The organism is Aquamicrobium zhengzhouense (genome assembly GCF_016124105.1).
Classification (GTDB): domain Bacteria; phylum Pseudomonadota; class Alphaproteobacteria; order Rhizobiales; family Rhizobiaceae; genus Aerobium; species Aerobium zhengzhouense.
This window is the reverse complement of record NZ_JADGMQ010000016.1, coordinates 61,650-83,037: the sequence shown is the minus strand read 5'-3', so window position 1 is coordinate 83,037 and position 21,388 is coordinate 61,650. Positions and strand designations below refer to the sequence as shown.

At 58.9% G+C, this 21,388-nt stretch carries 20 protein-coding genes; 8 read left to right on the top strand and 12 right to left on the bottom strand.

Annotation, left to right across the window (positions count from 1 at the left end; all coding sequences use genetic code 11):
- Nucleotides 1-881 precede the first annotated feature (881 nt).
- The 5 genes from IOD40_RS17380 to IOD40_RS17360 form a co-directional block, all read right to left on the bottom strand.
- The gene (locus IOD40_RS17380) at nt 882-1,190 is read right to left on the bottom strand and encodes a hypothetical protein (protein ID WP_198477977.1); all 309 of its coding nucleotides are present in this window, start codon (nt 1,188-1,190) and stop codon (nt 882-884) included.
- A gap of 241 nt (nt 1,191-1,431) precedes the next feature.
- Complete coding sequence (locus tag IOD40_RS17375) at nt 1,432-2,466, bottom strand: extracellular solute-binding protein (protein ID WP_198477976.1); 1,035 nt, start codon at nt 2,464-2,466, stop codon at nt 1,432-1,434.
- A gap of 29 nt (nt 2,467-2,495) precedes the next feature.
- Nucleotides 2,496-3,302, bottom strand: a complete 807-nt coding sequence (locus IOD40_RS17370; RefSeq protein WP_198477975.1) for an ABC transporter permease — start codon at nt 3,300-3,302, stop codon at nt 2,496-2,498.
- Nucleotides 3,295-4,218, bottom strand: a complete 924-nt coding sequence (locus IOD40_RS17365; protein WP_198477974.1) for an ABC transporter permease — start codon at nt 4,216-4,218, stop codon at nt 3,295-3,297. The genes IOD40_RS17370 and IOD40_RS17365 overlap by 8 nt, the downstream gene beginning before the upstream one ends.
- Nucleotides 4,219-4,220: 2 nt before the next feature.
- The gene (locus tag IOD40_RS17360) at nt 4,221-5,321 is read right to left on the bottom strand and encodes an ABC transporter ATP-binding protein (protein WP_198477973.1); all 1,101 of its coding nucleotides are present in this window, start codon (nt 5,319-5,321) and stop codon (nt 4,221-4,223) included.
- A 257-nt stretch (nt 5,322-5,578) separates the two neighbouring features.
- Here IOD40_RS17360 and IOD40_RS17355 point away from each other — a divergent pair, with 257 nt between their 5' ends.
- Nucleotides 5,579-6,610 carry a histone deacetylase family protein gene (locus tag IOD40_RS17355; protein WP_198477972.1) on the top strand — a complete coding sequence of 344 codons (1,032 nt, stop codon included), beginning with the start codon at nt 5,579-5,581 and terminating at the stop codon, nt 6,608-6,610.
- Nucleotides 6,611-6,766: 156 nt separating this feature from the next.
- On the opposite strand, the gene IOD40_RS17350 is transcribed toward IOD40_RS17355, so the two are convergent.
- A complete protein-coding gene (locus IOD40_RS17350) occupies nt 6,767-7,702 on the bottom strand; it encodes a LysR family transcriptional regulator (protein WP_198477971.1) in 936 nt (311 codons plus the stop codon).
- 239 nt (nt 7,703-7,941) lie between these two features.
- On the opposite strand from IOD40_RS17350, the gene IOD40_RS17345 reads away from it, so the two are divergent.
- From IOD40_RS17345 to IOD40_RS17320, 6 genes are read left to right on the top strand one after another with little or no spacing between them, the layout of a single operon-like run.
- The gene (locus IOD40_RS17345) at nt 7,942-8,322 is read left to right on the top strand and encodes a carboxymuconolactone decarboxylase family protein (RefSeq protein ID WP_198477970.1); all 381 of its coding nucleotides are present in this window, start codon (nt 7,942-7,944) and stop codon (nt 8,320-8,322) included.
- An 8-nt stretch (nt 8,323-8,330) separates the two neighbouring features.
- A complete protein-coding gene (locus IOD40_RS17340; RefSeq protein WP_198477969.1) occupies nt 8,331-9,224 on the top strand; it encodes an NAD(P)-dependent oxidoreductase in 894 nt (297 codons plus the stop codon).
- 34 nt (nt 9,225-9,258) lie between these two features.
- The gene (locus IOD40_RS17335) at nt 9,259-10,299 is read left to right on the top strand and encodes a TRAP transporter substrate-binding protein (RefSeq protein WP_198477968.1); all 1,041 of its coding nucleotides are present in this window, start codon (nt 9,259-9,261) and stop codon (nt 10,297-10,299) included.
- Nucleotides 10,300-10,309: 10 nt separating this feature from the next.
- On the top strand, nt 10,310-10,849 hold the full coding sequence (locus IOD40_RS17330; RefSeq protein WP_198477967.1) for a TRAP transporter small permease: 540 nt from the start codon (nt 10,310-10,312) through the stop codon (nt 10,847-10,849).
- Nucleotides 10,846-12,141, top strand: coding sequence for a TRAP transporter large permease (locus IOD40_RS17325; protein WP_198477966.1), 1,296 nt, complete (start codon nt 10,846-10,848; stop codon nt 12,139-12,141). Before IOD40_RS17330 ends, IOD40_RS17325 begins: the two co-directional genes overlap by 4 nt.
- 20 nt (nt 12,142-12,161) lie before the next feature.
- Nucleotides 12,162-13,568, top strand: a complete 1,407-nt coding sequence (locus IOD40_RS17320; RefSeq protein WP_198477965.1) for an aldehyde dehydrogenase family protein — start codon at nt 12,162-12,164, stop codon at nt 13,566-13,568.
- A 152-nt stretch (nt 13,569-13,720) separates the two neighbouring features.
- Here IOD40_RS17320 and IOD40_RS17315 read toward each other — a convergent pair whose 3' ends face one another.
- From IOD40_RS17315 to IOD40_RS17295, 5 genes are all read right to left on the bottom strand, one after another.
- Nucleotides 13,721-14,929 (bottom strand): multidrug effflux MFS transporter, encoded by a 1,209-nt coding sequence (locus IOD40_RS17315; RefSeq protein WP_198477964.1) that lies wholly within the window; start codon nt 14,927-14,929, stop codon nt 13,721-13,723.
- A gap of 35 nt (nt 14,930-14,964) precedes the next feature.
- The gene (locus IOD40_RS17310) at nt 14,965-16,473 is read right to left on the bottom strand and encodes a tripartite tricarboxylate transporter permease (protein ID WP_198477963.1); all 1,509 of its coding nucleotides are present in this window, start codon (nt 16,471-16,473) and stop codon (nt 14,965-14,967) included.
- A gap of 4 nt (nt 16,474-16,477) precedes the next feature.
- A complete protein-coding gene (locus IOD40_RS17305; RefSeq protein WP_198477962.1) occupies nt 16,478-16,942 on the bottom strand; it encodes a tripartite tricarboxylate transporter TctB family protein in 465 nt (154 codons plus the stop codon).
- Between the two features lie 118 nt (nt 16,943-17,060).
- Nucleotides 17,061-18,032 (bottom strand): Bug family tripartite tricarboxylate transporter substrate binding protein, encoded by a 972-nt coding sequence (locus IOD40_RS17300; protein WP_198477961.1) that lies wholly within the window; start codon nt 18,030-18,032, stop codon nt 17,061-17,063.
- 466 nt (nt 18,033-18,498) lie between these two features.
- On the bottom strand, nt 18,499-19,278 hold the full coding sequence (locus IOD40_RS17295; protein WP_198477960.1) for an IclR family transcriptional regulator: 780 nt from the start codon (nt 19,276-19,278) through the stop codon (nt 18,499-18,501).
- A 166-nt stretch (nt 19,279-19,444) separates the two neighbouring features.
- Here IOD40_RS17295 and IOD40_RS17290 point away from each other — a divergent pair, with 166 nt between their 5' ends.
- Nucleotides 19,445-20,425 (top strand): ketopantoate reductase family protein, encoded by a 981-nt coding sequence (locus tag IOD40_RS17290; RefSeq protein ID WP_198477959.1) that lies wholly within the window; start codon nt 19,445-19,447, stop codon nt 20,423-20,425.
- Nucleotides 20,426-20,432: 7 nt separating this feature from the next.
- Here the strand turns inward: IOD40_RS17290 and IOD40_RS17285 are convergent, their stop codons facing one another.
- Nucleotides 20,433-21,383 carry a D-2-hydroxyacid dehydrogenase family protein gene (locus IOD40_RS17285; RefSeq protein WP_198477958.1) on the bottom strand — a complete coding sequence of 317 codons (951 nt, stop codon included), beginning with the start codon at nt 21,381-21,383 and terminating at the stop codon, nt 20,433-20,435.
- Between the last annotated feature and the right edge of the window lie 5 nt (nt 21,384-21,388).

Genomic DNA, 21,388 nt, shown 5'->3' with positions numbered 1-21,388 from the left:
GTGAGCCGATTTACTTCAACTGATTGAAGATAGATGAATGCTGCCGGATCACGACCTTTCCGGCAAGCGGCTAACTTTCATTTTTATGAAATTTTTCCCGCCAAAAGTTTTCCGCAGATTTTTGGTGTAAACCTGCTCTTGCCCACTGGCGCTTTTTTCGAAGCGCCGACTGTTTGCTTCATGGAACATGAATCTGTGAATGTCCGGCCGGCCACCGGCGAGAGAACGTGCGACCCAATAGTTGCGTTACGGCACGGGGGCGAATGATCATGCGAACGTAGCTATCCCGGGTCTTCGCCCCCCTTTGCCTCGCGCTGCTCCGGCTGCGTTATCGCAGTGAGCGAATCCCGTTGACGGCGACACGATCTCGATCGGCGAAACCTGCTAAACAAAGCTGCGCCTCAAAGACATCCACTCGCTGCGGGATCGCCTTCGAGACATCAATGTTTCGAACGAGGGCAAGATCTTGGTGGACTTATCACCACTGCATGTCGCCCGCGCACATCGCACCGCATTGTTCGACCTTGACGATCGCACGGCCGATGACGATGACGCTCGCCCACGCGTGCCCATCTACCCAACATGTTCGTCGATCTTTTCTTCGAAATGTCACCGAAGTTTAGTAGCGAACCCCGCCGTTCTGTTTCAAGGCGGCGATGGGCGCACCCTTGGTTGCAACATAAATTACGTCGAAAAATTTCTTTGCTCAGCCCATCGAAGCAAATGCTTAGATCGCGCATGTCTGGATCGTGTACCGAGCATCCATTGCGAGATGGCGAAGGTACATGTCCACCCATCGCCAACCGCGACCCGATTCAGCTGCGCTTTCTTTTCCTGGAGTCACGGATCCCATGACGGCGATCGACGATGCTGTCAGACCGCTAGTGAGCGAGAGGCCGGCGATCGCTGGCGAGGTAGGCAAGCGAGGCGGCGCCTACCAGCAGGAATGCGGTTGCGACAAGTCGTCGGCCAAACACGTTGGAAACATGCCCGGCAACGGGTCCTCCAAAGGTCGCAGCAACCATGATGGGGATCATGAAGAGACCTGCCTCCAGAGGCGTTTTGCCAAACACGTATTGCAGTTTCTGGGCCAAGGTTAGCTCGACGCCCGCAAGAGCAGCACTCGTCACTACGGCCATGTTGATGCCAGCGACAACTGTCGGATGTGAGAACAGCGACAGATCAAGCATGGGCTGGTCGGAATGCACCTGCTTTTGAACAAAGAGCGCGACTGGGTAAGGCCGGGCACGGCCACGTACAGGACGGTCATGCCGATCACGAGGCGTGAACGCGAGAATGACGACGAGTCAGCGCGTAGGGTCTCGGAGCGAGGCGGACATGAAGCATCTGTTCGATTTGTTGACCCGCGTGAGCCAGCGTCCCGATAACGGCAAGAGGCCGTTACAGCCTCTTGCCGTTGCTCAGTTGCGCTTACTTCTGAACGTCGGTCCAGATCCGTGCATATAGCTGCTGGGTTTCGGGAGAGCAGGTTTCTAGGAATTCGCCGGCGCTTTCGAATTCGGCAGGGACGACCAGTTCGGGGGCGTCTTTCATGTCGTCGGGCATGAATTCGGCCGAGCCCTTGATGCCGTTGGCGTATTTGGCGAAGGCCGAGATCATCGCCGCGTTTTCAGGCTCCATGATGAAGTTCATGAACAGCTTGGCGTTCTCGACATTCTTTGCGTCCTTCAGGATGGCGACGCTATCCATGAAGTAGGGAAAACCCTCTTTCGGATAGCCGAATTTGATGTCCGGGTTCTTCACCCGTGAGCGCATGATGGCGCCATTCCAGTAGTAGACCGCCGAATAGTCGCCAGCAGGCAGCTTTTCGGTGACGCTGTAGTCCATCGCCAGCCATTTCGGTTTCGCCTCGACCAGCTTGTCACGCACCTTCTTCAAGACTTCGCGGTCTTCGGTGCACCAGTCAGCGCCGAAATATTTGATGGTGGCGAAGAGAACGTCGTTCATTTCCGGCGCGACATTGATCTTGCCGACCAGTTCTGGCGGAGGATCAAGGAAGATCGCGGAGGTGTTGATGTCGCCGCCATAGACCTTGGTGTTGACCCCAACACCGGTCAGGCCCCACAGCCACGGCACTGTGTAACGGCGGCCCTTGTCCCATGCGACATCGACCCAGCGCTCGTCGACATTCTTGAAGTTCTCCATCTGGTCGGGCCGAGCTTCAAGCAGCAGGTCTTCCTTTACCCAGATCTGCACATAATTGGCGGAGGGAACGACGATGTCGAAGCCATGGCCGCCCGCCCGCACCTTGGCAAGCGCGGTGTCGTTCGAGTCGTAATCGGTGATCGTCACCTTGACGTCGTGAGTTTCCTCGAACTTCTTGATAAGTTCTGCGCTGGTGTAGTCGCCCCAGTTGAAGATGTTCAGCTCTCCCTCGGCAGAGGCGCTGCCTGCGAGAGAAAATACCGCGAGCGCCGCGGCTACGGATGTCGTCTTCCACTTCATTGCCGTTCTCCCATTGTTGGCAAGGCGGTTCAGGGCCTTCGCCGATTGACGAAATAGAACAGGGTGACGAGCGCGACCGAGAGCGCGAGGAAAACGGTCGCGATGGCGTTGATTTCCGGGCTGGTCTCGCGCCGAAGCTGGCCGAGCATGTAGGTCGGCAGCGTGTCTTGACCGCCCGATTTGACGAATTCGGTGATGACGACATCGTCCAGCGAAATGACGAAGGCGAGCATGAACCCGGCAATGATTGCCGGGCGCAACAGCGGCAGCGTTACGCGGCGAAAGGTGCGCCAGGGGGTAGCGTAAAGGTCTGCGGCGGCGCTCTCGAGCGTCAGATCCATGTTTTCGAGCCGCGCCCGGATGGGCAGATAGGCAAAGGGGATGCAAAACGCCGTGTGCGCGAGGATCAAATAGCCCAGGCCCGAATAGCCGGTCCAGACCTTGATACGCGAGAAGACGATCAGCAGCGCAACGCCGGTGACGATCTCCGGCACCATCAGTGGCTGGTTGATGAACGCGTATTTGAGCGTGAGGCCCGGGTAGCGCGGCGTACGCGTCGTTGCCAGCGCTGCCATGGTCGCCGCAATCGTCGCAAATGTCGCGGCCCAGGCGGCCAGGATCAGCGAGCGTATCGAGGCATCTTGCACCGCCTGGTTGTTCCAGGCGGAAATGAACCAGCGCAGCGATAGCCCGTCCCAACGCGACAGCGAGTCGGCGGCGTTGACGGAATAGGCAACGAGAGCGGCGATCGGCAGATAGAGCGAGAAGAAGGTGAAGAGCGCGATCAACCCGAAGCCCGGTTGTACGCGAATGTCGAAATTGCGACGCCTAGCCATGCCCGCTCTCCGTGCGCGAGACGTTCCGGACGTAGATCAGGAGCGCGATCATCACCAGGGCCATCAGCGTTATCGAGATCGCGGCTCCAAGCGGCCAGTTCCTGCCCGCGCCAAACTGCAGCTCGATCAGATTGCCGAGCATCATGCTCTTGCCGCCGCCAAGGACGCGCGGAATGACATAGGCGCCAAGCGAGGGGATAAAAACGAGGATTGAGCCTGCGACAATGCCGGGCTTGACCAAAGGTATCACGATGCGCCGCAGCACCTGCCACCGGGAGGCGTAAAGATCGTATCCCGCCTCGACCAGCTTGAAATCGAGCTTTTCGATGCTCGCATAGAGCGGCAGCACCATCAGCGGCAGGTAGACATAGGTCATGCCAAGCAGGATCGCGACGTCGGTGTTCATGATCTGCAAAGGCCGGTCGATGATGCCAACCGAGATCAGCGCGGTATTGACGAGCCCCTCATTGCGGATCACCTGCTGCATCGCGAAGGTGCGGATCAGAAGGTTGGTCCAGAACGGGATGGTGACGAGGAACACCCAGATTTCGCGTGACGTTGCTGGCCGCGTCGCGATGAAATACGCGGTGGGAAAGCCAAAGAAGAGCGTTAGCAGCGTCGTGTAAAATGACAGGCTGATCGAGCGCCAGAATATAGTGAGATGCGCATCGGCAAAGCCGAGCGTGTCGTCGAAGATGTCGCGCGCCAAGAGAACTGAACTCCAGCCGTCGAGCGAAAAGATCCCGAACTTCACGTCCCCATAATCGCCCTTTTCCATGAAGGAATAGGCGAACATAACGAAGAGCGGGCCGACGGCGGCGACAAAGATGATGAGAAGCGCGGGCGCTGAAAGCAGCCAGCGGCTGCGACGGTCTTTGGCATCGGCAGCGCGGGCGGTTTCCGATGCGCTCGCCATACTCAACTCCTGAGAAGCTGTGCGGCGTCGGAGCTGATCAGCACCCCTGCGCGCAGGCCGGGCGACAGGCTAGGGCCTGCATCCGCACTGTTTTGCTGTCGCACGACAAACGTCGAGCCGTCATCGATCTTGATGTGGAAATGGGTGTCCGTTCCCAGATAGACGACGTTTTCGACCGTGCCATTGAGCGATGCTGCAGCGCCTTCCGGCACGATGCGGGCATGTTCGGGGCGAACCACCAGCGTTGCCCGGGCAGATGGGGGCGAACCCTTCGCCATCGCAGCTGAAATCTCCGCGCCGGACGAAAGCCGCATCGTTGCGCGATCATGATCCACGCCCACCACATCGGCCTCGATGAAATTGCTCTCACCGATGAAGTCAGCGACAAAACGTTCTGCCGGGCGATCATAGATGTCGCGAGGGGAGCCGACCTGCAGGATCTTTCCAGCCGACATGACGGCGATGCGGTCGGACATGGTCAGCGCTTCTTCCTGGTCATGGGTGACGAAGATGAAGGTAATGCCGGTTTCGTGCTGCAAGCGCTTTAACTCGATCTGCATGCCTTTGCGCAGCTTGTAGTCCAGCGCCGAAAGCGGCTCGTCTAGCAAGAGCACCTTCGGCTGCGGTGCGAGCGCGCGCGCAAGAGCTACCCGTTGCTGCTGCCCGCCGGAGATCTGGCTGGTGCGACGGTTGGCAAGCTCCTCCATGCGAACGAGGCTGAGCATCTCGGAAACCCGCGTCTTGATCTCGTCCTTCGGCCTGTTCAGCATTTCGAGACCAAACGAAATGTTCTCCGCCACCGTCATGTGCGGAAACAGCGCATAGGACTGAAACACGGTGTTAACCGGTCGCTTGTGAGGCGGAAGGCCGGCAATGTCTTGGCCATAGAGAAGGATTTCCCCTTCGCTCGGATATTCGAAGCCGGCAATGAGGCGCAGCAAGGTGGTCTTGCCGCAGCCCGACGGCCCGAGCAGGGTGAAGAATTCGTTCTCGCGAATGGACACCGAGACTGTGTCCAGCGCTGTCACGGCATAATCACCGGCACCGAAGACCTTCCGCACGCCGCGGACGTCGATGGCATCCCTCTGCGGTTGATCCGGCACGCATTACCCCATTCTTCGTGTCAGGCACCCGCTCTTGGCGGCGAGTTCGTTGCCAGCGAAATGTCATCACACCGCGCCCTGCTTGGCAACTAGGGTCGGCGAAGTGATCTGCAAATATTCAAGTGGCGATGACTCGAAGCATGTTACGCAGAGACTTGCTCTCCCTGTGCCAGAATCCCGCCACCTATTGGTTTCAGTGCTTGCCAGCCCTCGCCCTCCGCGCTTTTATCTCGCCGGACACTTGGGAGAGGAAAGTCATGAAGACCGTTTACTCGCCGCTGCACGCCGGACATGGAGGAACGATGGAACTCGTGGCCGGTGCCCTGGTGCCCGGTTTCGAAATGCCATCGCGGGCTGAGATCATTCGCGCGCGCGTCGAAACCGAAAAGCTTGGCGAGATCCTGCCGCCGCAGCCACATGATTTGACCGCAGCAAAGCGCGTTCACGCCCCGAACTACATTGACTTCCTGCCGACCGTCTATCCGGCCTGGGAGGCATCGGGGCGGGCGGGCTCAGCGCTTCCCTTCACCTGGCCGACGCGCGGCCTGCGCGGTGACGTTGTTCCCGAAGCCATCGAAGCCCGGCTAGGCCATTATTCATTCGATGGCGGCGCGCCCTTCGTGAAGGGAACGTGGGAGGCCGTGAAATCTTCCTACGAGGTCGCGCTCACCGCGTCTGGTCTGGTGAAGGCAGGCGAACGAAGCGCCTTTGCCCTTTGTCGCCCGCCCGGCCATCATGCGGGCGACGCATTCATGGGTGGCTATTGCTACATAAACAATGCGGCCGTCGCGGCGCAGTGGTTCCTCGATCAGGGCGCCGCCCGCGTCTCCATTCTTGATGTCGACTACCACCATGGCAATGGCACCCAGCAGATCTTCTATTGCCGTAGCGACGTGCAGGTCCTGAACCTCCACGGCGATCCGAAAAACGAGTATCCGTTTTTTCTCGGCCATGCCGACGAGAAAGGCGAAGGGGAGGGCGACGGGTTCAACATCAACTATCCGATGCCCTTTGGCACGACCTTCGACGTGTGGAGCGAAGCGCTGGAAGACGCGTGCCGCAAACTTGCAGCCTATGCACCGGATGTGGTTGTCGTATCGCTCGGTGTCGATACGTTTGAGAAGGACCCGATCAGCCAGTTCAAACTGAAAAGCAGCGATTACCCTGCCATCGGTCGCCGCATCGCTAAACTCGGCCTCCCAACCCTCTTCGTCATGGAAGGCGGTTACGCCGTCGACGAAATCGGCATCAACGCCGTTGGCTTACTGACGGGTTTCGCCAACGGCTAACGCAGTCACTCACCGTCTGGATTTCGCCAACTACGGCAACGCCAAGATAAGAATGCGCTGAAGGATTGGCGTCCTTCAGCGCTTCGGATTTGCGGGGACGCTTAGATCGCGCCTGCCTCACACGGCCGAGCAGATACAGCCTTCGCGGCCGACGCATCAATTTCCTCCTTCCTTTCGAAGGTCGCTTGCGATCTGTGAAATCAGCGAGCGGAGCCAGACGTGAGAGGGGGATTTGTGGGTGCGTGCTGCCCATGACATCCGGATCGGGAAATCACAGTCGAAGGGAGCGGGGATCATTGTCAGCCTTGGCGAGAAGATCCGTTCGAACCCGGCCGAAGCGGTGAAGATGAGATCGCAGTTTTCGACGATGTGATCGACGATCCCGAATGAGGGGACCTCAAGTGCAATATCAAGGGAGACGCCAAGCCGGTCGAGGGTCTCGCGATAATAGGGACGCCAGTGGGGCGCGTGGCGCACCAGAATATGCTTGCTCTTCTCAAATGCCGTCAGCGTCAGAGGTTCGCGGGTAAAGCGAGATCCCGGTGCAACGAAACATGCATAGCGCTCCCGCAGGAGCTCGCTTGAGTAGATGCCTGAAGCTTCTGCGGTCAAAGGTGCGATCACGACGTCGCACTCTCCGTTCTCAAGCTGGCGATGACCTTCGGAATTCGCCTGGATAACGATGAGGCGAATGTTGGGGGCGTCCTTTCTGATCTGGCTCATCAGCCTCGGCAGGAAGATGCTTCGTTCATAGAAATTGCACGACAATGTAATCCGATCTCCCGACACCGACGGATCAAACTCCTCCACCGCCAGGAGCGTCTCGAAGCGCGCCAGAAGTTCCTCGGCCCCCTTCACGATCGCGGTGCAGCGCGGCGTCGGCACAATGCCGCGACCAAGCCTGACGAATAGCGGGTCATCGAAGGTCTGGCGCAGCCGGTCGATCGTATAGCTGATCGTTGACTGGTTCTTGTCAAGCGCTTCGGCAGCGCCCCGGATCGATCGCGCATCGTGGACGCATTTGAGGACGTGGAGGGCCGCGAAGTCCGTCTGCAGCGGTGTTGTTGTCTCTTTTAACGGGGATCGCGTCATCGAATTAACCTCGCCGCTCAGTTGATCGATCACATGTTAACTGATCGGGTTTTTCAAATCCACAATTTGAGGTCTTTCCATTGTTCTTTCCCCATGGGCAGATACCTTCTGACTCGGAGTGGCCCCGGGGAAGGTCAGTCCCGCCCGACAGGGAACCCCGTAAAAGATCCGGAACGTGGGATCGCAGCGTTTTATGCGCTCGCGCGGGGCGGTCACTCGCCAGATGGAGAATATGTTAAATGACTAACTCAAGTTTCGATTCCGGGCTGGATCTGCGGCGCAAGATGTTCGGTAAGGAAGGCGCCGACGACCATCACGCCAATGCTTCGGACATGATGGAGCCGATCCAGGACATCGTCACCCGTATCTGCTTTGGTGAAATCTGGCAGCGTCCGGCGCTCGACCTCAAGACGCGCAGCCTGATCACCTTGGCAATGCTGGTCGCGACCGGTCGCACCCATGAGGTGAAGATCCATACACGCGGCGCCGTCGCCAATGGTGCAACGCGCGAGGAACTGAAAGAGCTTTTCCTGCACGCATTCCCCTATTGCGGCATTCCGCTGATGGTCGACGGCATGGTCGCCTGTGAAGCCACGCTCAACGAACTCGGCGTGAAATAGGTGATCTCATGACAACGCAGAAGATCGGATTTGCGGGCCTTGGAAACATGGGTGCTCCCATGTCGGCCAACATTGCCAAGGCGGGCTATGACGTCGTGGTCTATGACGTGGACGCGGCTCGGACGAAGGCTCATGCGGCCGCGATCGGTGCGACACCGGCAGCAAGCCTTGCCGAGCTTGGTTCGGCTGTGGACGTGGTCGTCACCATGTTGCCAACCGGCAAGATCGTCACGGATGCGGCGATCGGACAGGGCGGTTTTGCAACGACGCTGAAGCCCGGCTCGCTCCTGATCGACATGAGTTCTTCAGTGCCGGCGGGTTCGCGTGACTTGGCCGAAGCGCTTGCACAGAAGGGGATCCGGTTTGTGGACGCCCCGGTCTCTGGCGCTGTGCCCCGCGCGACGACCGGCACCCTGACGTTGATGGTCGGCGCAAACTCGGATGCCGATTTTGATCTTGCCGAGCCTGTCCTGAAGACGATGGGCAACATGATCTTCCGCACCGGTTCTGTCGGGACAGGACACGCGATGAAAGCGCTGAACAATTACGTTGCAGCCGCTGGCTTCGCTGCAGCTTCGGAAGCGCTGATCATGGGCAAGATGCTGGGTCTTGATCCGGCAATCGCGCTCGAAATCATGAATGTTTCGACGGGCCGCAATTTCAGCACCGAAAAGACGATCAAGACGGAAGTTGTCGAAGGAGGCTACGCGTCGGGCTTTGGCCTCGCATTGCTGACCAAGGATGTCCGCATCGCGGCAGATATTTCCACATCGCTCGGCGCAGACCTGCCACTCGTCGCCCAGACCATCGCCTGGTGGGAGAGGGCACAGGACACCATCGGCGGGGCGAAAGACCACACCGAAGCTTTCAAGGTTTGGGAAGAGGCGGCCTCTGGGAGGTAGTCGCAGCTTTCAAGGTCCAACGGGAGGAGAGACCATGTTTATCGGAAAGATCCAGGCAGCCGCTTTGGCTGCCACAACCAGCATCTGCATGGCATTTGGCGCAGGCGCTGCGGAAGCGCAGACCATCCTGCGCATGAACAACTGGCTGCCGGCGGGCCACCTGCAATTGGTGAACATCCTGTTGCCCTGGGCAGAAGAGGTGGAGAAGGTCACGGAAGGGCGGGTCAAGATCGAACTGACTGACGCGTCGCTCGGCGCCCCACCTCGCCAGTATGACCTTGCGGTCGATGGCATTGCCGACGTCACTGTAGGCGTTCTTGGCTACACGCCCGGCCGCTTCAACCTGGCGGGCGTTGCCGAGCTTCCCTTCGTCGGAGAGACAGCCGAAGAACTTTCGGTCGCTCTGTGGCGCACGCATAAGGAGTATTTCGAGGCGGCTGACGAATACAAGGGTGTCGTCATGCTGGGCATTTATGCCAATGGCACCGGTCATATCATGACTGGCGAAGCTGCCGGTCCGGTGACTAGCCTTGAAAACTACGTCGGCAAGAAGTTCCGCGTCGGAGGTGGTCTGGTTCAGCAGGTAAACACCTTGCTCGGTGGTGTGAATATCGCCGTGCCAGCGGGCGAAACCTATGAAGTCCTTTCGCAAGGGATCGCCGACGGCACGCTGCTTCCCTATGAGGCCGTGCCGAGCTTCAAGCTGGAATCGCTGATCAAATATTCAACGAAGGTTCCAGGAGGCCTCTACTCTTCCGTCTGGTTCGTTGCGGCGAACCCTGACTCTTTCGCGAAGCTCTCGCCGGAGGATCAGGAAAAGGTGTTGAGCGTATCGGGCGAGCATCTGGCCCGTCTCGCCGGCATCGCACAGGACCAGGCTGACGCCGAATCCCGAGCGAAAATGGAAGCTGCCGGCACCCAGTTTCTTGTAGCCGACGATGCCTTTGTTGCCGATCTCAAGGAAAAGCTGGCGAGCATGGAAGCCAGCTGGATCGAAACAGCTGACAAGACCGGCATCGATGGCAGGGCTGCGCTGGAATACTTCCGCGCTCAGGTGGCCGAGCTGAAGAAGTAGATATGCAATCATGACCGGAAATACCGAAAATCCGGCGCTGGAGGATGACCACGGTCGTCCTCCAGAAAATGCCGTTCTCAAGGTGGCCGACACGCTCTGCATGACTGCAGCCGGCATCGTTCTTCTTGGCATGATGGCGATGACGTTTGCCGACGTTGCAGGCCGCTATTTCCTCCATTCACCATTGGGCTTCGCCTATGAAATGACCCAGCTCGCCATGGCGACAGTGGTTTTTCTCGCGCTGCCCTCCGTGGCCTTACGTGGGCTGCATATCACCGTCGGCCTGTTTGAAAACGCCTTCTCTGGATGGGTGAAGATCGTGCGCGACGGTCTCATTTCCGGCGGCATGGCGGTTTGCTGCGGCTATATCGCGGTGCGTCTCGCGCGCCTTGCCGGCCGCTTCGATTCCTTTGGCGAGGTGACCTCGGTGCTTCGTTTCCCGATCGGCTATGTCGCCTGGCTTGGCGTCGGCGCATTCGCGCTCAGCGCAGTCATGATCGTCGCCGCCTATTTCGCGTCATTGCGTGACAGCATGAGGGCTTCGGCATGACTGCAACGTTGACAGGTTTCGGTGCTCTTTTTGCGCTTCTGTTCACCGGGATGCCGCTCGCCTTCGGCATGGCAATCGTCGGCTTTGTTGGTTTTGCGCTGACCGTCGGGATCAATCCCGCCGGGGCAATGAGTGCCCAGATCGTCTGGGATAATCTGTCTTCCTACAGCCTGTCAGTATTGCCGCTCTTCGTTCTGATGGGCAATCTGATCAATCATGCAGGCCTCTCTGCCGATCTCTACAACGCGTCCAACGCATTGATCGGCCATCGCAAGGGCGGGCTTGCCATGGCGACGATCCTCGCCAGCGGCGGCTTTGCCGCCGTGTCGGGCTCGAGCCTTGCCACCGCAGCAACCATGTCGTCGATCGCGCTGCCATCGATGCGGCGTTATCGGTACGATGACGGCCTCTCATCCGCGACCGTGGCAGCAGGGGGCACACTCGGGATCCTCATTCCGCCTTCCGTGATCATGGTGATTTACGGAACGATGACGGAAACTAGCATCGCCAAGCTGTTCATGGCGGGCATCATTCCCGGCATTTTGGGCGTCCTGTTCTATCTCGCAGCTGTCCGCTATGTCGTCTGGCGCAATCCTGCGGCAGGTCCCGCTGGCGAGCGCATGCCGTGGGCCGAGCGGCTCCATTATCTGCGCAAGGTCTGGGCGATTGCCCTGCTCTTCTTCATCGTGATGGGCGGCATTTATGTCGGCATGTTCACGGCAACCGAAGCCGCGGGCATCGGCGCAATGGGTGCGTTCGTCATCTCGCTGTTCAAGGGCGGCTTGAGCGTTCCGGTGCTCTTCAAGATTCTCGCTAACACCGCCCGCACCACGGCGACATTGATGGCGGTGCTGCTTGGGGCGCTGATCTTCGCCAATTTCATCAACGTGTCGGGCGTGCCGTCAGCTGTCGTCGGCGCAATCAACTGGCTGAACCTTAGCCCGATCGGTGTGATCTTTGCCCTCATCGCCTTCTACATCGTGCTCGGCGCAGTGTTTGACGAACTGGCGATGATCCTGCTCACCGTCCCGTTGTTCTTTCCTCTGGTGATAGGGCTCGGCTTCGATCCGATCTGGTTCGGCATCGTCATCGTCATGGTGGTTGAGATCGGCCTCATCTGCCCGCCAATCGGCATGAACTTGTTTGTCATCCGCGCCACGCTGCGTGACGTGCCGCTGACGACGATTTTTCGCGGGATCATCCCGTTCGTCATAGTCGACGTCCTGCGGCTCGCACTGATTGTCTTCGTGCCATGGCTGGTTCTGATCCTGCCTGCGCAGATGAGCAATTGATCGTTTTCGGGGAGGAATTCATGGAAAAATATCGCATTTTGATCAACGGCAAGAGTGAGGACACGGCCTCACACCAGGACGTGCGCAACCCGGCAACCGGCGAGATCGTCGGCCAGATGCCGATGGCGACCAATGATGACCTTGACCGCGCGGTCGCCGCCGCTGGCGAGGCGTTCAAGAGCTGGAGCCGTACCTCGGATGACGAGCGAAAGGCGGCCTGCCACGCGATTGCTGCCAAGATCGAGGAACATTCGGAAGAACTCGCCCGTCTGATCACGCAGGAACAAGGCAAGCCACTTAACGGGCTTGGCTCGCGCTTTGAAGCTGGCGGCTGCGTCGGCTGGGCCCACGCCACGGCAGAGTTCAACCTGCCGGTCGAAGTCATTCAGGACGACGATCAGGGCCGCGTCGAGATTCACCGCAAGCCGCTCGGTGTCGTTGGCTCTATCACGCCGTGGAACTGGCCGATGCTGATTGCCGTCTGGCACATCGTGCCGGCGGTGCGCACCGGCAATACGGTGGTCATCAAGCCATCGCCCTACACGCCGCTCTCGACCATCCGCCTTGTCGAACTGATGAACGAAGTTCTCCCGGCCGGTGTCGTCAACGTCGTCACCGGGCCGGATTCGATCGGAGCGGCGATGTCGGCGCATCCGGGCATCGCCAAGATGGTCTTCACCGGCTCCATCGCGACCGGCAAGAAGGTGATGGCCTCCGCTTCGGAAACCTTGAAGCGCCTGACGCTGGAGCTTGGCGGCAACGATGCTGGGATCGTCCTGCCGGATGCCGACCCGAAGGAGATCGCTGAAGGGTTGTTCTGGGGCGCGTTCATCAATGGCGGCCAGACCTGCGGGGCGATGAAGCGTCTCTATGTCCATGACAGCCTCTATGACGAGGTCTGTGATGTACTGAAGGACCTGGCCGAGAAGATGCCGATGGGCAACGGCCTCGATGAGGCCAACGTCCTCGGCCCGATCCAGAACGAGATGCAGTTCAACAAGGTGGTCAACTATGTCGAGGGCGCGCGCAAGGCCGGGGCTCGTATCCTGACCGGCGGCGTCAAGCCGGAAGGTCCTGGCTACTTCTATCCGATCACGCTGGTCGCCGACATTGAGGATGGCTCACCGCTGGTTGACGAAGAGCAGTTCGGTCCGGTCCTGCCGATCATCCGCTACAGCGATGTCGATGCGATCGTCGACGTCGCCAATAACAATCCGCACGGCCTTGGCGGCTCTGTCTGGAGCAAGGATGTGCAGCGCGCAAAGGATCTGGCGCTACAGCTTGAATGTGGTTCAGTCTGGATCAACAAGCACGGTGCCATCCAGCCGAATGCCCCGTTCGGCGGTGCCAAATCCTCCGGCATCGGCGTCGAATTCGGCGAGGAGGGTCTGAAAGAATACACCCACATCCAGACCGTCTTCTGCTGAACCTGCGTCTGAACTTCTGAAACCTTCCCCGGATTTTCCCGGGGAAGGTGACGCCTCCGCCAGCAATAGCTTGCGCCGGGCTAAAATATCAGATCCTCAGCCCCGATCTTACTCGCGATTTGCCACGGCGGATCTCCACACGCTGCGATTTTTCAATTTTTAGGTACAATAAAGGCTGTCACCATGCCGGCCAGGGAGGTGACAAGCATCAGCGTGATCAACGCGCTGGTGGAGCTTTCGGCGAGGAAGCTTGCGAGGGATGAGAAAGCTGCAGCGGACGCGAACTGGAGGAAACCAAGGAGACCGGAGGCAGAGCCGGTTCGGTTGGGATCGATCGACATGCCACCGGCCAGCGAGTTTGACATGACGAGGCCGCTCGCAAGGGTCACGCCGGCCATTGGCAGGAACAGGGCCGCCGGGTGCGCGTAACGGAAATAATGCAGGATGAACATGACCACCATCGAGATGGCGACGAAAGCGGCGCCGGTTATGATGGTGGGTCTTGCCGGATAGCGTCTGCCGATCCTTCCGGAAATGATGTTGCCGACGGCATATCCGATTGCGGTCGTGGAAAACCACAGGCCATAATGCGAGGGACTGAGCCCGAAGTCTCGGCTTGAAACCAGCACCGCGCCGACGATGAAGGAGTAAAAAAGTGCGGTGTTGAGGCAGATATTGGCGCAGTGGACCAGGAACGGGCGCTTGCTGATCAACTGGGCGAAGTCGCGCGGGACGCGGCGGAGTGTGGTGAGGCCGGCCGCCGAAGTCGCCGTTTCCGGTATCATCCGCCAAGCCAGAGCGATCGCCGCGCATGAGAAGATCGTCATGAACCAAAACGGGCCGGTCCAGCCGTAGCGTTCATAGATCAAGCCGCCGATGAGCGGTGCGAGCGTCGTGCCGATCGAGGTCCCGACAGCCAGATATCCGAACATCGCGGAGGCGTTCCGGTCGACGGAAATGTCGCGAATAATAGCCCGCGCGAGGACGATCCCGAAACAGGCGCTCGCACCCTGGAGGGCGCGAAGAACGATCAGGGTGGGCAGATCGGTTGTAATAGCGCAACCGAAGCTGGCCAAGCCAAACATGAAGAGCCCCACCAGCAACATGCGCCGGCGCCCGAAGGCATCTGCCAATGAACCGGCCACGATCTGAGTCGCGCCATAGGCGATGACGAAGAACGAGACCAGCATCTGGATCGTGCTGTAATCGCTGCCAAATTCCTTCTGCAGCTTAGGAAGTGATGGGACGATCAGATGCGTGGCAAGGGAGCCAAGCATCGCGATGCCCATCATGAGCCAGATCATGGTGGGCGAAATCGCGTTCGCTTGTCCTGTCTTCGCTGACGCGTCTTCGCCCGCCATCAATTACACCCAGTGTTTTCTACGCAAAGGTCCCCTCAGCCTTCCTCATCGACAAACACTTCGTCGCGCCGTTTCGCGATAGTCGGCCGGCTCACGATGATGAGGAGGATGAGAGCGACCAGCAGAAGGACTGCGCTGATCGGACGGGTCACGAAGATGCTGACATCGCCGCCGGAAATGAGCATTGCGCGACGCAGATGCTCTTCCAGCATCGGTCCGAGGATGAAGCCGAGCACGAACGGAGCAGGTTCGCAGTCCAGTTTGATCAAGAGGTAGCCAATCGCACCTGCGACGGTGACCGTGTAGACCGCAAACGCGCTGTTGGAGACGGAATATACACCGATGCAGCAGAAGGCGATGATTGCCGGGAACATGATCCAGTAGGGGACGCGCAGGAGAGAAACCCAAAGGCCGATCAGTGGCAGATTAAGGATCACGAGCATGGCGTTGCCGATCCACATCGACGCGATCAGGCCCCAGAACAGGTCTGGGTTGTTCACGACGACGTTGGGGCCTGGCACGATGCCCTGCATGATCATGGCACCGATCATCAGCGCCATCACAACGTTGGACGGAATCCCAAGAGCGAGCATCGGAACGAAAGAGGTTTGCGCACCGGCATTGTTAGCCGCTTCCGGCGCAGTGACTCCCTCAATCGCGCCGTGACCGAATTCCGCAGAATTGCGGGACGCTTTCTTCTCGACATTATACGCAACGAATGAGGAAAGGAGTGCGCCGCCGCCGGGCAGGACACCCAATATGGAGCCGATCGCCGTGCCGCGTACTGCGGGTGCCAACATGCGCCGCAGGTCATCCTTCGAGGGCCAGAGGCTGCCGACTTTAGCGATAACCGCACGGCTGCTTTCGCTGCCTTCCAGATTTCGAACGATCTCGCCGATGCCGTAAATGCCGACCGCGAGCGCGACGAAGTCGATGCCGTCAAGGAGTTCGAAATAACCAAAGGTGAAGCGGGGAGCCCCGGTGTAAATGTCAGTGCCAGTCAGGCCGACCAGAAGGCCAAGGCAGATCATGGCGAGCGCTTTGACCAGCGAGCCGGAGGCAAGGGCAATCGACGAGATCAGGCCCACCACCATCAGCGAGAAATATTCGGCGGGCCCGAAGGAAAGAGCGATCGCCGTCAATGGCTTTGCAATTACCGCGACGAGGATCGTCGCAACGGTGCCGGCGAAGAATGAACCGAGAGCGGCCGCTGCAAGGGCGGGTCCCGCACGACCTTTTCGTGCCATCTGGTAGCCGTCGATGGTGGTCACGGCCGAGGCACTTTCGCCGGGAAGGTTCACCAAGATTGCGGTTGTGGAGCCGCCATACTGTGACCCGTAATAGATGCCCGCGAGCATGATCAGCGATTGGGTCGGGTCAAGGCCAAAGGTCAGCGGCAGCAGCATCGCAATGGTGGCGAGAGGCCCGAGACCGGGAAGGACGCCAACGACAGTGCCAAGCAGGACACCGAGGAAGCAATAGAGCAGATTTATGGGCTGGAAGGCGACGCCGAAGCCGAGGAACAGGTTCGAAAGAAGTTCCATCGTCTTACCTCAGTCCGTCAAAAAAGGGGCCGATCACCGGGATGGGCAAGCGCACCGCGTAGGAGAAGACGAGGGTGCAGAAGATCGTGATGAAGAGGGTAGCGATCAGCGAGCGCTGCCAGGTGACCTCATTGCTTGCCAACGTTGCAATGAATGTTGTGAGCAGGAGGCCCGGAACCATGCCAAGGTCATCGATGAAGGCGGCGAAGATCACTGTAGCCAGCAGGATCAGCAACAGGCCGCGCCAGGGTATGACGCCAAAGGCCGTACCAGGCCCGCTCTTGAGCGAGCGAAGAGAAATAATGGCTCCCAGCATCACCATGAGGCTGGAGAGAATAAGCGGGAAGTAGCCAGGACCCATTCGCAGGGCGCTGCCGAAGGGCAGGGTTGATAAGGCGATGCCACCATAAAGCAGGCCGGCGGCCACGAAGAACAGGCCCGACGCCATGTCCTTTTTGTTCACGAGCATAAGCTCCTCCCTCCCTGTTCGCATATGCCGCTATTCCTCAGATACGCGGCACCGCGGTAAGACAAGCCGCCGGGAAGGTGTTTCCCGACGGCGGATAGTTCTTGCGCACGCAGTTGGATTACTGCTTCTCGATGCCAGCGGTGGAAACCGCGTTGGCCCAGAATTCGAGATCCTTCGCGACCAGCTCATCCAGCTCAGCCGGGGTGCTCGGGCGCACCACGAGACCAAGGCGAGCCATAGATTCCTGAACGTCGGGCTGTGCAAGGCCGTAGTTCAGCGCCTCGTTAAGTTTTGCAACGATGTCGTCCGGTGTTCCGGCCGGTGCGAAGAAGCCGAGCCAGGTGGTGGTCTCAACGCCGGGAACAGTTTCGTTGATCAGTGGAACGTCCGGATGCGAAGCGACGCGCTTCGACTCTGCCATAGCGATGATGCGCAGATCGCCGCTTTCGACGAAGTTATGAACCGTCGGCAGCGTGCCGTAGCTCATGTCGAGCTGCTTGCCGACCAGGTTCTGAATAGCCGGGCCGCCACCCTGGAACGGAATGTGGGTGATCTGGATGCCGGCATTCTTGTTCAGCACTTCGCCAGCAATGTGGTGAGCAGAACCAATACCTGCGCTACCGAAGGTGAGCTTTCCTGGCTGTTCCTTTGCCATGCGAATGACATCGTCGAGCGATTTGATCGGCGAGTCCGCGTGAACTGCGAGCGTCAAATAGGTTTCAGCGATAGTGCCGATGCCTTTCAGATCCGTCCGTGGATCGTACGGCAGGCTCGCCTGAAGCGAAGGTGCCATCACGATCGGTGCGTTGACGACCATAACGAGCGTATAGCCATCGGGTTTGGCACGTGCGACTTGGCCCACGCCCAGTGCGCCGCCAGCGCCTGCCTTGTTGTCAATCAGGATGGTCGCGCCGCCGAGGTGCTCAGCAATCTTCGGCTGCAGCAGACGGGCTACGCCGTCCGTTAGCGCTCCCGGAGGGTATGGTGCCATCAGCGTGATTTCGCGAGACGGGTATTCCTGAGCGGCCGCGAGGCCCGTCAGGCCCCACACCATAGCCGCAGCCGATAAGAGTTTGAGTGCTGCCTTCAATTTTTCCTCCCTAAGATGATGCGAAACCCCTAATAAAGCAGAGCGCAACTGTACCCAAGAATTCGCTGGTACGAAAACATTTGCGTACGGGCGATTATGTAAATGTGATGATCGAGGGAAGTCAAGCGCCTCGGACCCCTTATGATGATCCGTCCATATTCCGTTGCGGAACGTGCGGCTCCAGACTCATCGGAGGGCGATCGGCAGCCGATTGAGCTGAACTTGCGGGCTGAAGGGATAGGTGCTGCGGCTCGAGGCCGGGGGATTGCCTCGAGGCTCGCGCTGCATCTGCGCGACAAGTCGGATTGACTGCCCCGGGAGGCGCCGGAGCAGCATTACTAAGCAGATGGTGATCCCTAACGTGCCGCCGCAAGTTGCCCGGACCGCCGGATCCTCTCAAATGGTTCGTATAATGCAGCTGCCCGTCAAAGTGCCCGTATAGTTGAGCGGGTGGCGTCAGAGTAGCTTAAGAGCCCGTCCTACGTTGACGGGTGGGACCCGTCTTCACAGCTGCGCCGGGCGTTTCCAACTCGCGGCAGATCTTCAGCATCCGCTCGACCACGAGGTTGAGTTTGTGCTCCATCCGGAAGGTTGGCCCAGCCACCGTGATCACGAACGGCGTACGGTTCCACTCGAAGGCGGCCGACACTGTTGTCGCACTTGGGACGCTTTCTTCGCGATTGATGTACCAGCCCTGCTCGAGGCCCTGATTGATGTTTTCGCGAAGTTCGGCGACCGTCTTGATGGTGTGCTCGGTAAAGGGGACGAGCTTGAGGCTTCGATAGAGCTTTTCACGCTCGTCCGAAGGGAGCGTGCCAAGAACTGCCTTGCCCGCCGAAGTCGCATAGAGGCTGCGAATTTGTTCGCCAATATGAACAAGAAATCGCAGTGCGTGTGTTGGTTCGAAGACGATCAGATAGGTCGCAGTGGCGCCCGAAACCTTCGCCAACGAAACCGACTCGTCGAATTCATCGCGCAACTCGCGTAGAGCCATGTCGGCGCGTAACAAGATCGGATCGTTCTCGGCGATGCGGGTCGCAAGGTTGTCGAGCTTCAGAGTCGGGTAAAACCCAAGGCGAGGGCCGATTTCATAAATGTATCCCCGCTCAAGAAGAGACTGAAGTACATCGTGACAGCTGGAAACAGGTATGTCCAAAAGCTTCGAAATCTCGGACAGAGACAGCGGACGCTTGTGCTCTGCGAACAATTCGAAAAAATCCAATGTTCTTTTTACGATCTTGGACATGATTTTCCTGATGAGCGGCTGACACCAAACTAATGCCTGCACAGAGATCAAAACGTCAAGCGAGGCTGACAGAGCATATGCGGATTATGCAGAAGAGCTGATTTGACAGCAATCCTCTACGTGATAGTGAATTTATTTGCGCTGCAGCGAATTTTAGGGAGGGGCCATGCGCGTTTGTATCTATGGGGCCGGGGCAGGTGGCGGCCATTTCGGGGCTCGTCTGGCGCAAGCGGGCCACGAGGTGTCCCTGATAGCCCGAGGCCCGCATTTGGCTGCAATTAAATCTGGCGGTCTCACGCTGATCTCGGGTGATGAAGAAATCGTCACCTTTCCGGCGGCGACCGATGATTCATCAGAGCCGGGGCATCAGGACCTGGTCATCGTCACGGTCAAAGCGACCGCGCTTGCCTCTGTCGCTGAAGGGCTGAAGCCGCTCGTCGGACCAGAAACCCGCGTACTCTTCACCCAAAACGGGATGCCTTGGTGGTATCCGCTCGGGATAGACATCGAGCAGCGTTTGCCTGCGCTTCCGTCCTTCGCGCTCTCGGATGCTTATCTTGAGGCGGTGCGTCCGGAGCAAATTCTCGGCGGCCTGATTTATTCCGCGAATGAAGTGCGTGAGCCGGGTGTGGTGTTCAACAACTCGCCAGGTGCCAACCGCATGGATATCGGGGCGATCGTTCCTGAACACGATGGAGACGCAGAGCCGTTTCGCGAGGCGTTGCGCGCTGCCGAAATCGGTTCGTTGCCGGTCAATGACATCCGCGAAGCGATTTGGAAGAAGCTGCTATTCAACATGAGCGGGTCGGTGATTGCGCTCGCGACGGGGAACCAGTCGTCCATTGCGCGCCGAGACCCGGCCCTTGGCGAGGTCTATCTCGACCTCGTGAATGAGGGGCTGGCGATTGCCGCTGCTTATGGATACCGCCTCAACGACGAACTCCGTCCGGAGGAAATGCTGAAGAAGACGCTCGATCACAAGCCGTCTCTCCTGCAAGACTTCGAGCAGGGTCGCGCAATGGAAATCGCGGAGATCGTTCTTGCACCTCTGGAGTTTGCGCGCGCCGCAGGATTGAACACTCCGGCGCTTCGCACCATTGCCGCTATCGTCGTCCGCAGGGCGAAGGACAAGGGGCTTTTCGCCTGAACAACTATCAGGTGATGACGCGGATCGGACGTCCATCAAGCCAGGCTTTGATGGCGTCCAGCGTCTCTGAATAGAAGACCTGATACGTGTCCCGCGTCACGTAGCCGATATGCGGAGTCAGCATCAGGTTGGGAACGCTGCGCAGCGGATGGTCGTCTGGCAAAGGCTCGATGTCATAGACATCTAGTGCCGCGCCAGCGATGCGTCCGCCTTTCAGCGCGTCGATCAGGGCAGTCTGGTCGACGATCTGCGCTCGTGACGTGTTGATGAGAAATGCGTCTACTCGCATCAGATCAAGCTCCGCGCGGCCGACAAGGCTGTGGCTGCGCGGCGACATTCTCGTATGGATGCTGACGAATTCAGAGGTCGCAAAGAGCTCCTCCTTGCTGACCTTGCGCGCGCCCTTTAATTCAGCGACTTCGGCGGTCAGATTGGTGCTCCAGGCGACAACGTCCAGGCCGAAGGCGCGTCCGTAGCCCGCCATCAATTCACCGAGACGCCCAAGTCCGATGAGTCCAAGCCGCGCGCCGTGCAGGTCGCGTCCAACTCCTGATTGCCATCTTCCCGCCTCAAGCGAATTCATCTCGGCAGGGATATTTCTGGCAAGGTTGAGGAGGAAGGCGAATGCAAGCTCGGCGGTCGAATGTCCGACCGATCGCGTTCCGCAGACTTGCACGCCATATTTGTTGGCGGCTGCAAGATCGATGGAAGCGTTGTGCATTCCCGTTGTCGTCAGCAGTTTGAGATCAGGAAGCCGGGAAAAGAGCTCCTTTCCGAAAGGTGTACGCTCGCGCATCAGGCAGATTACTTCGAAACCAGCCAGTCTTTCAACGAGCGCATCTTCGTCATGAAGCGTATCGTGAAAAAATGCGATTTTCGCCCGCCCATCCAGATCGCCCCACGGGGCGAAGGTGTGAGCAAGTTGCTGATAATCGTCGAGTACGGCAATTTTGATCATGCCCA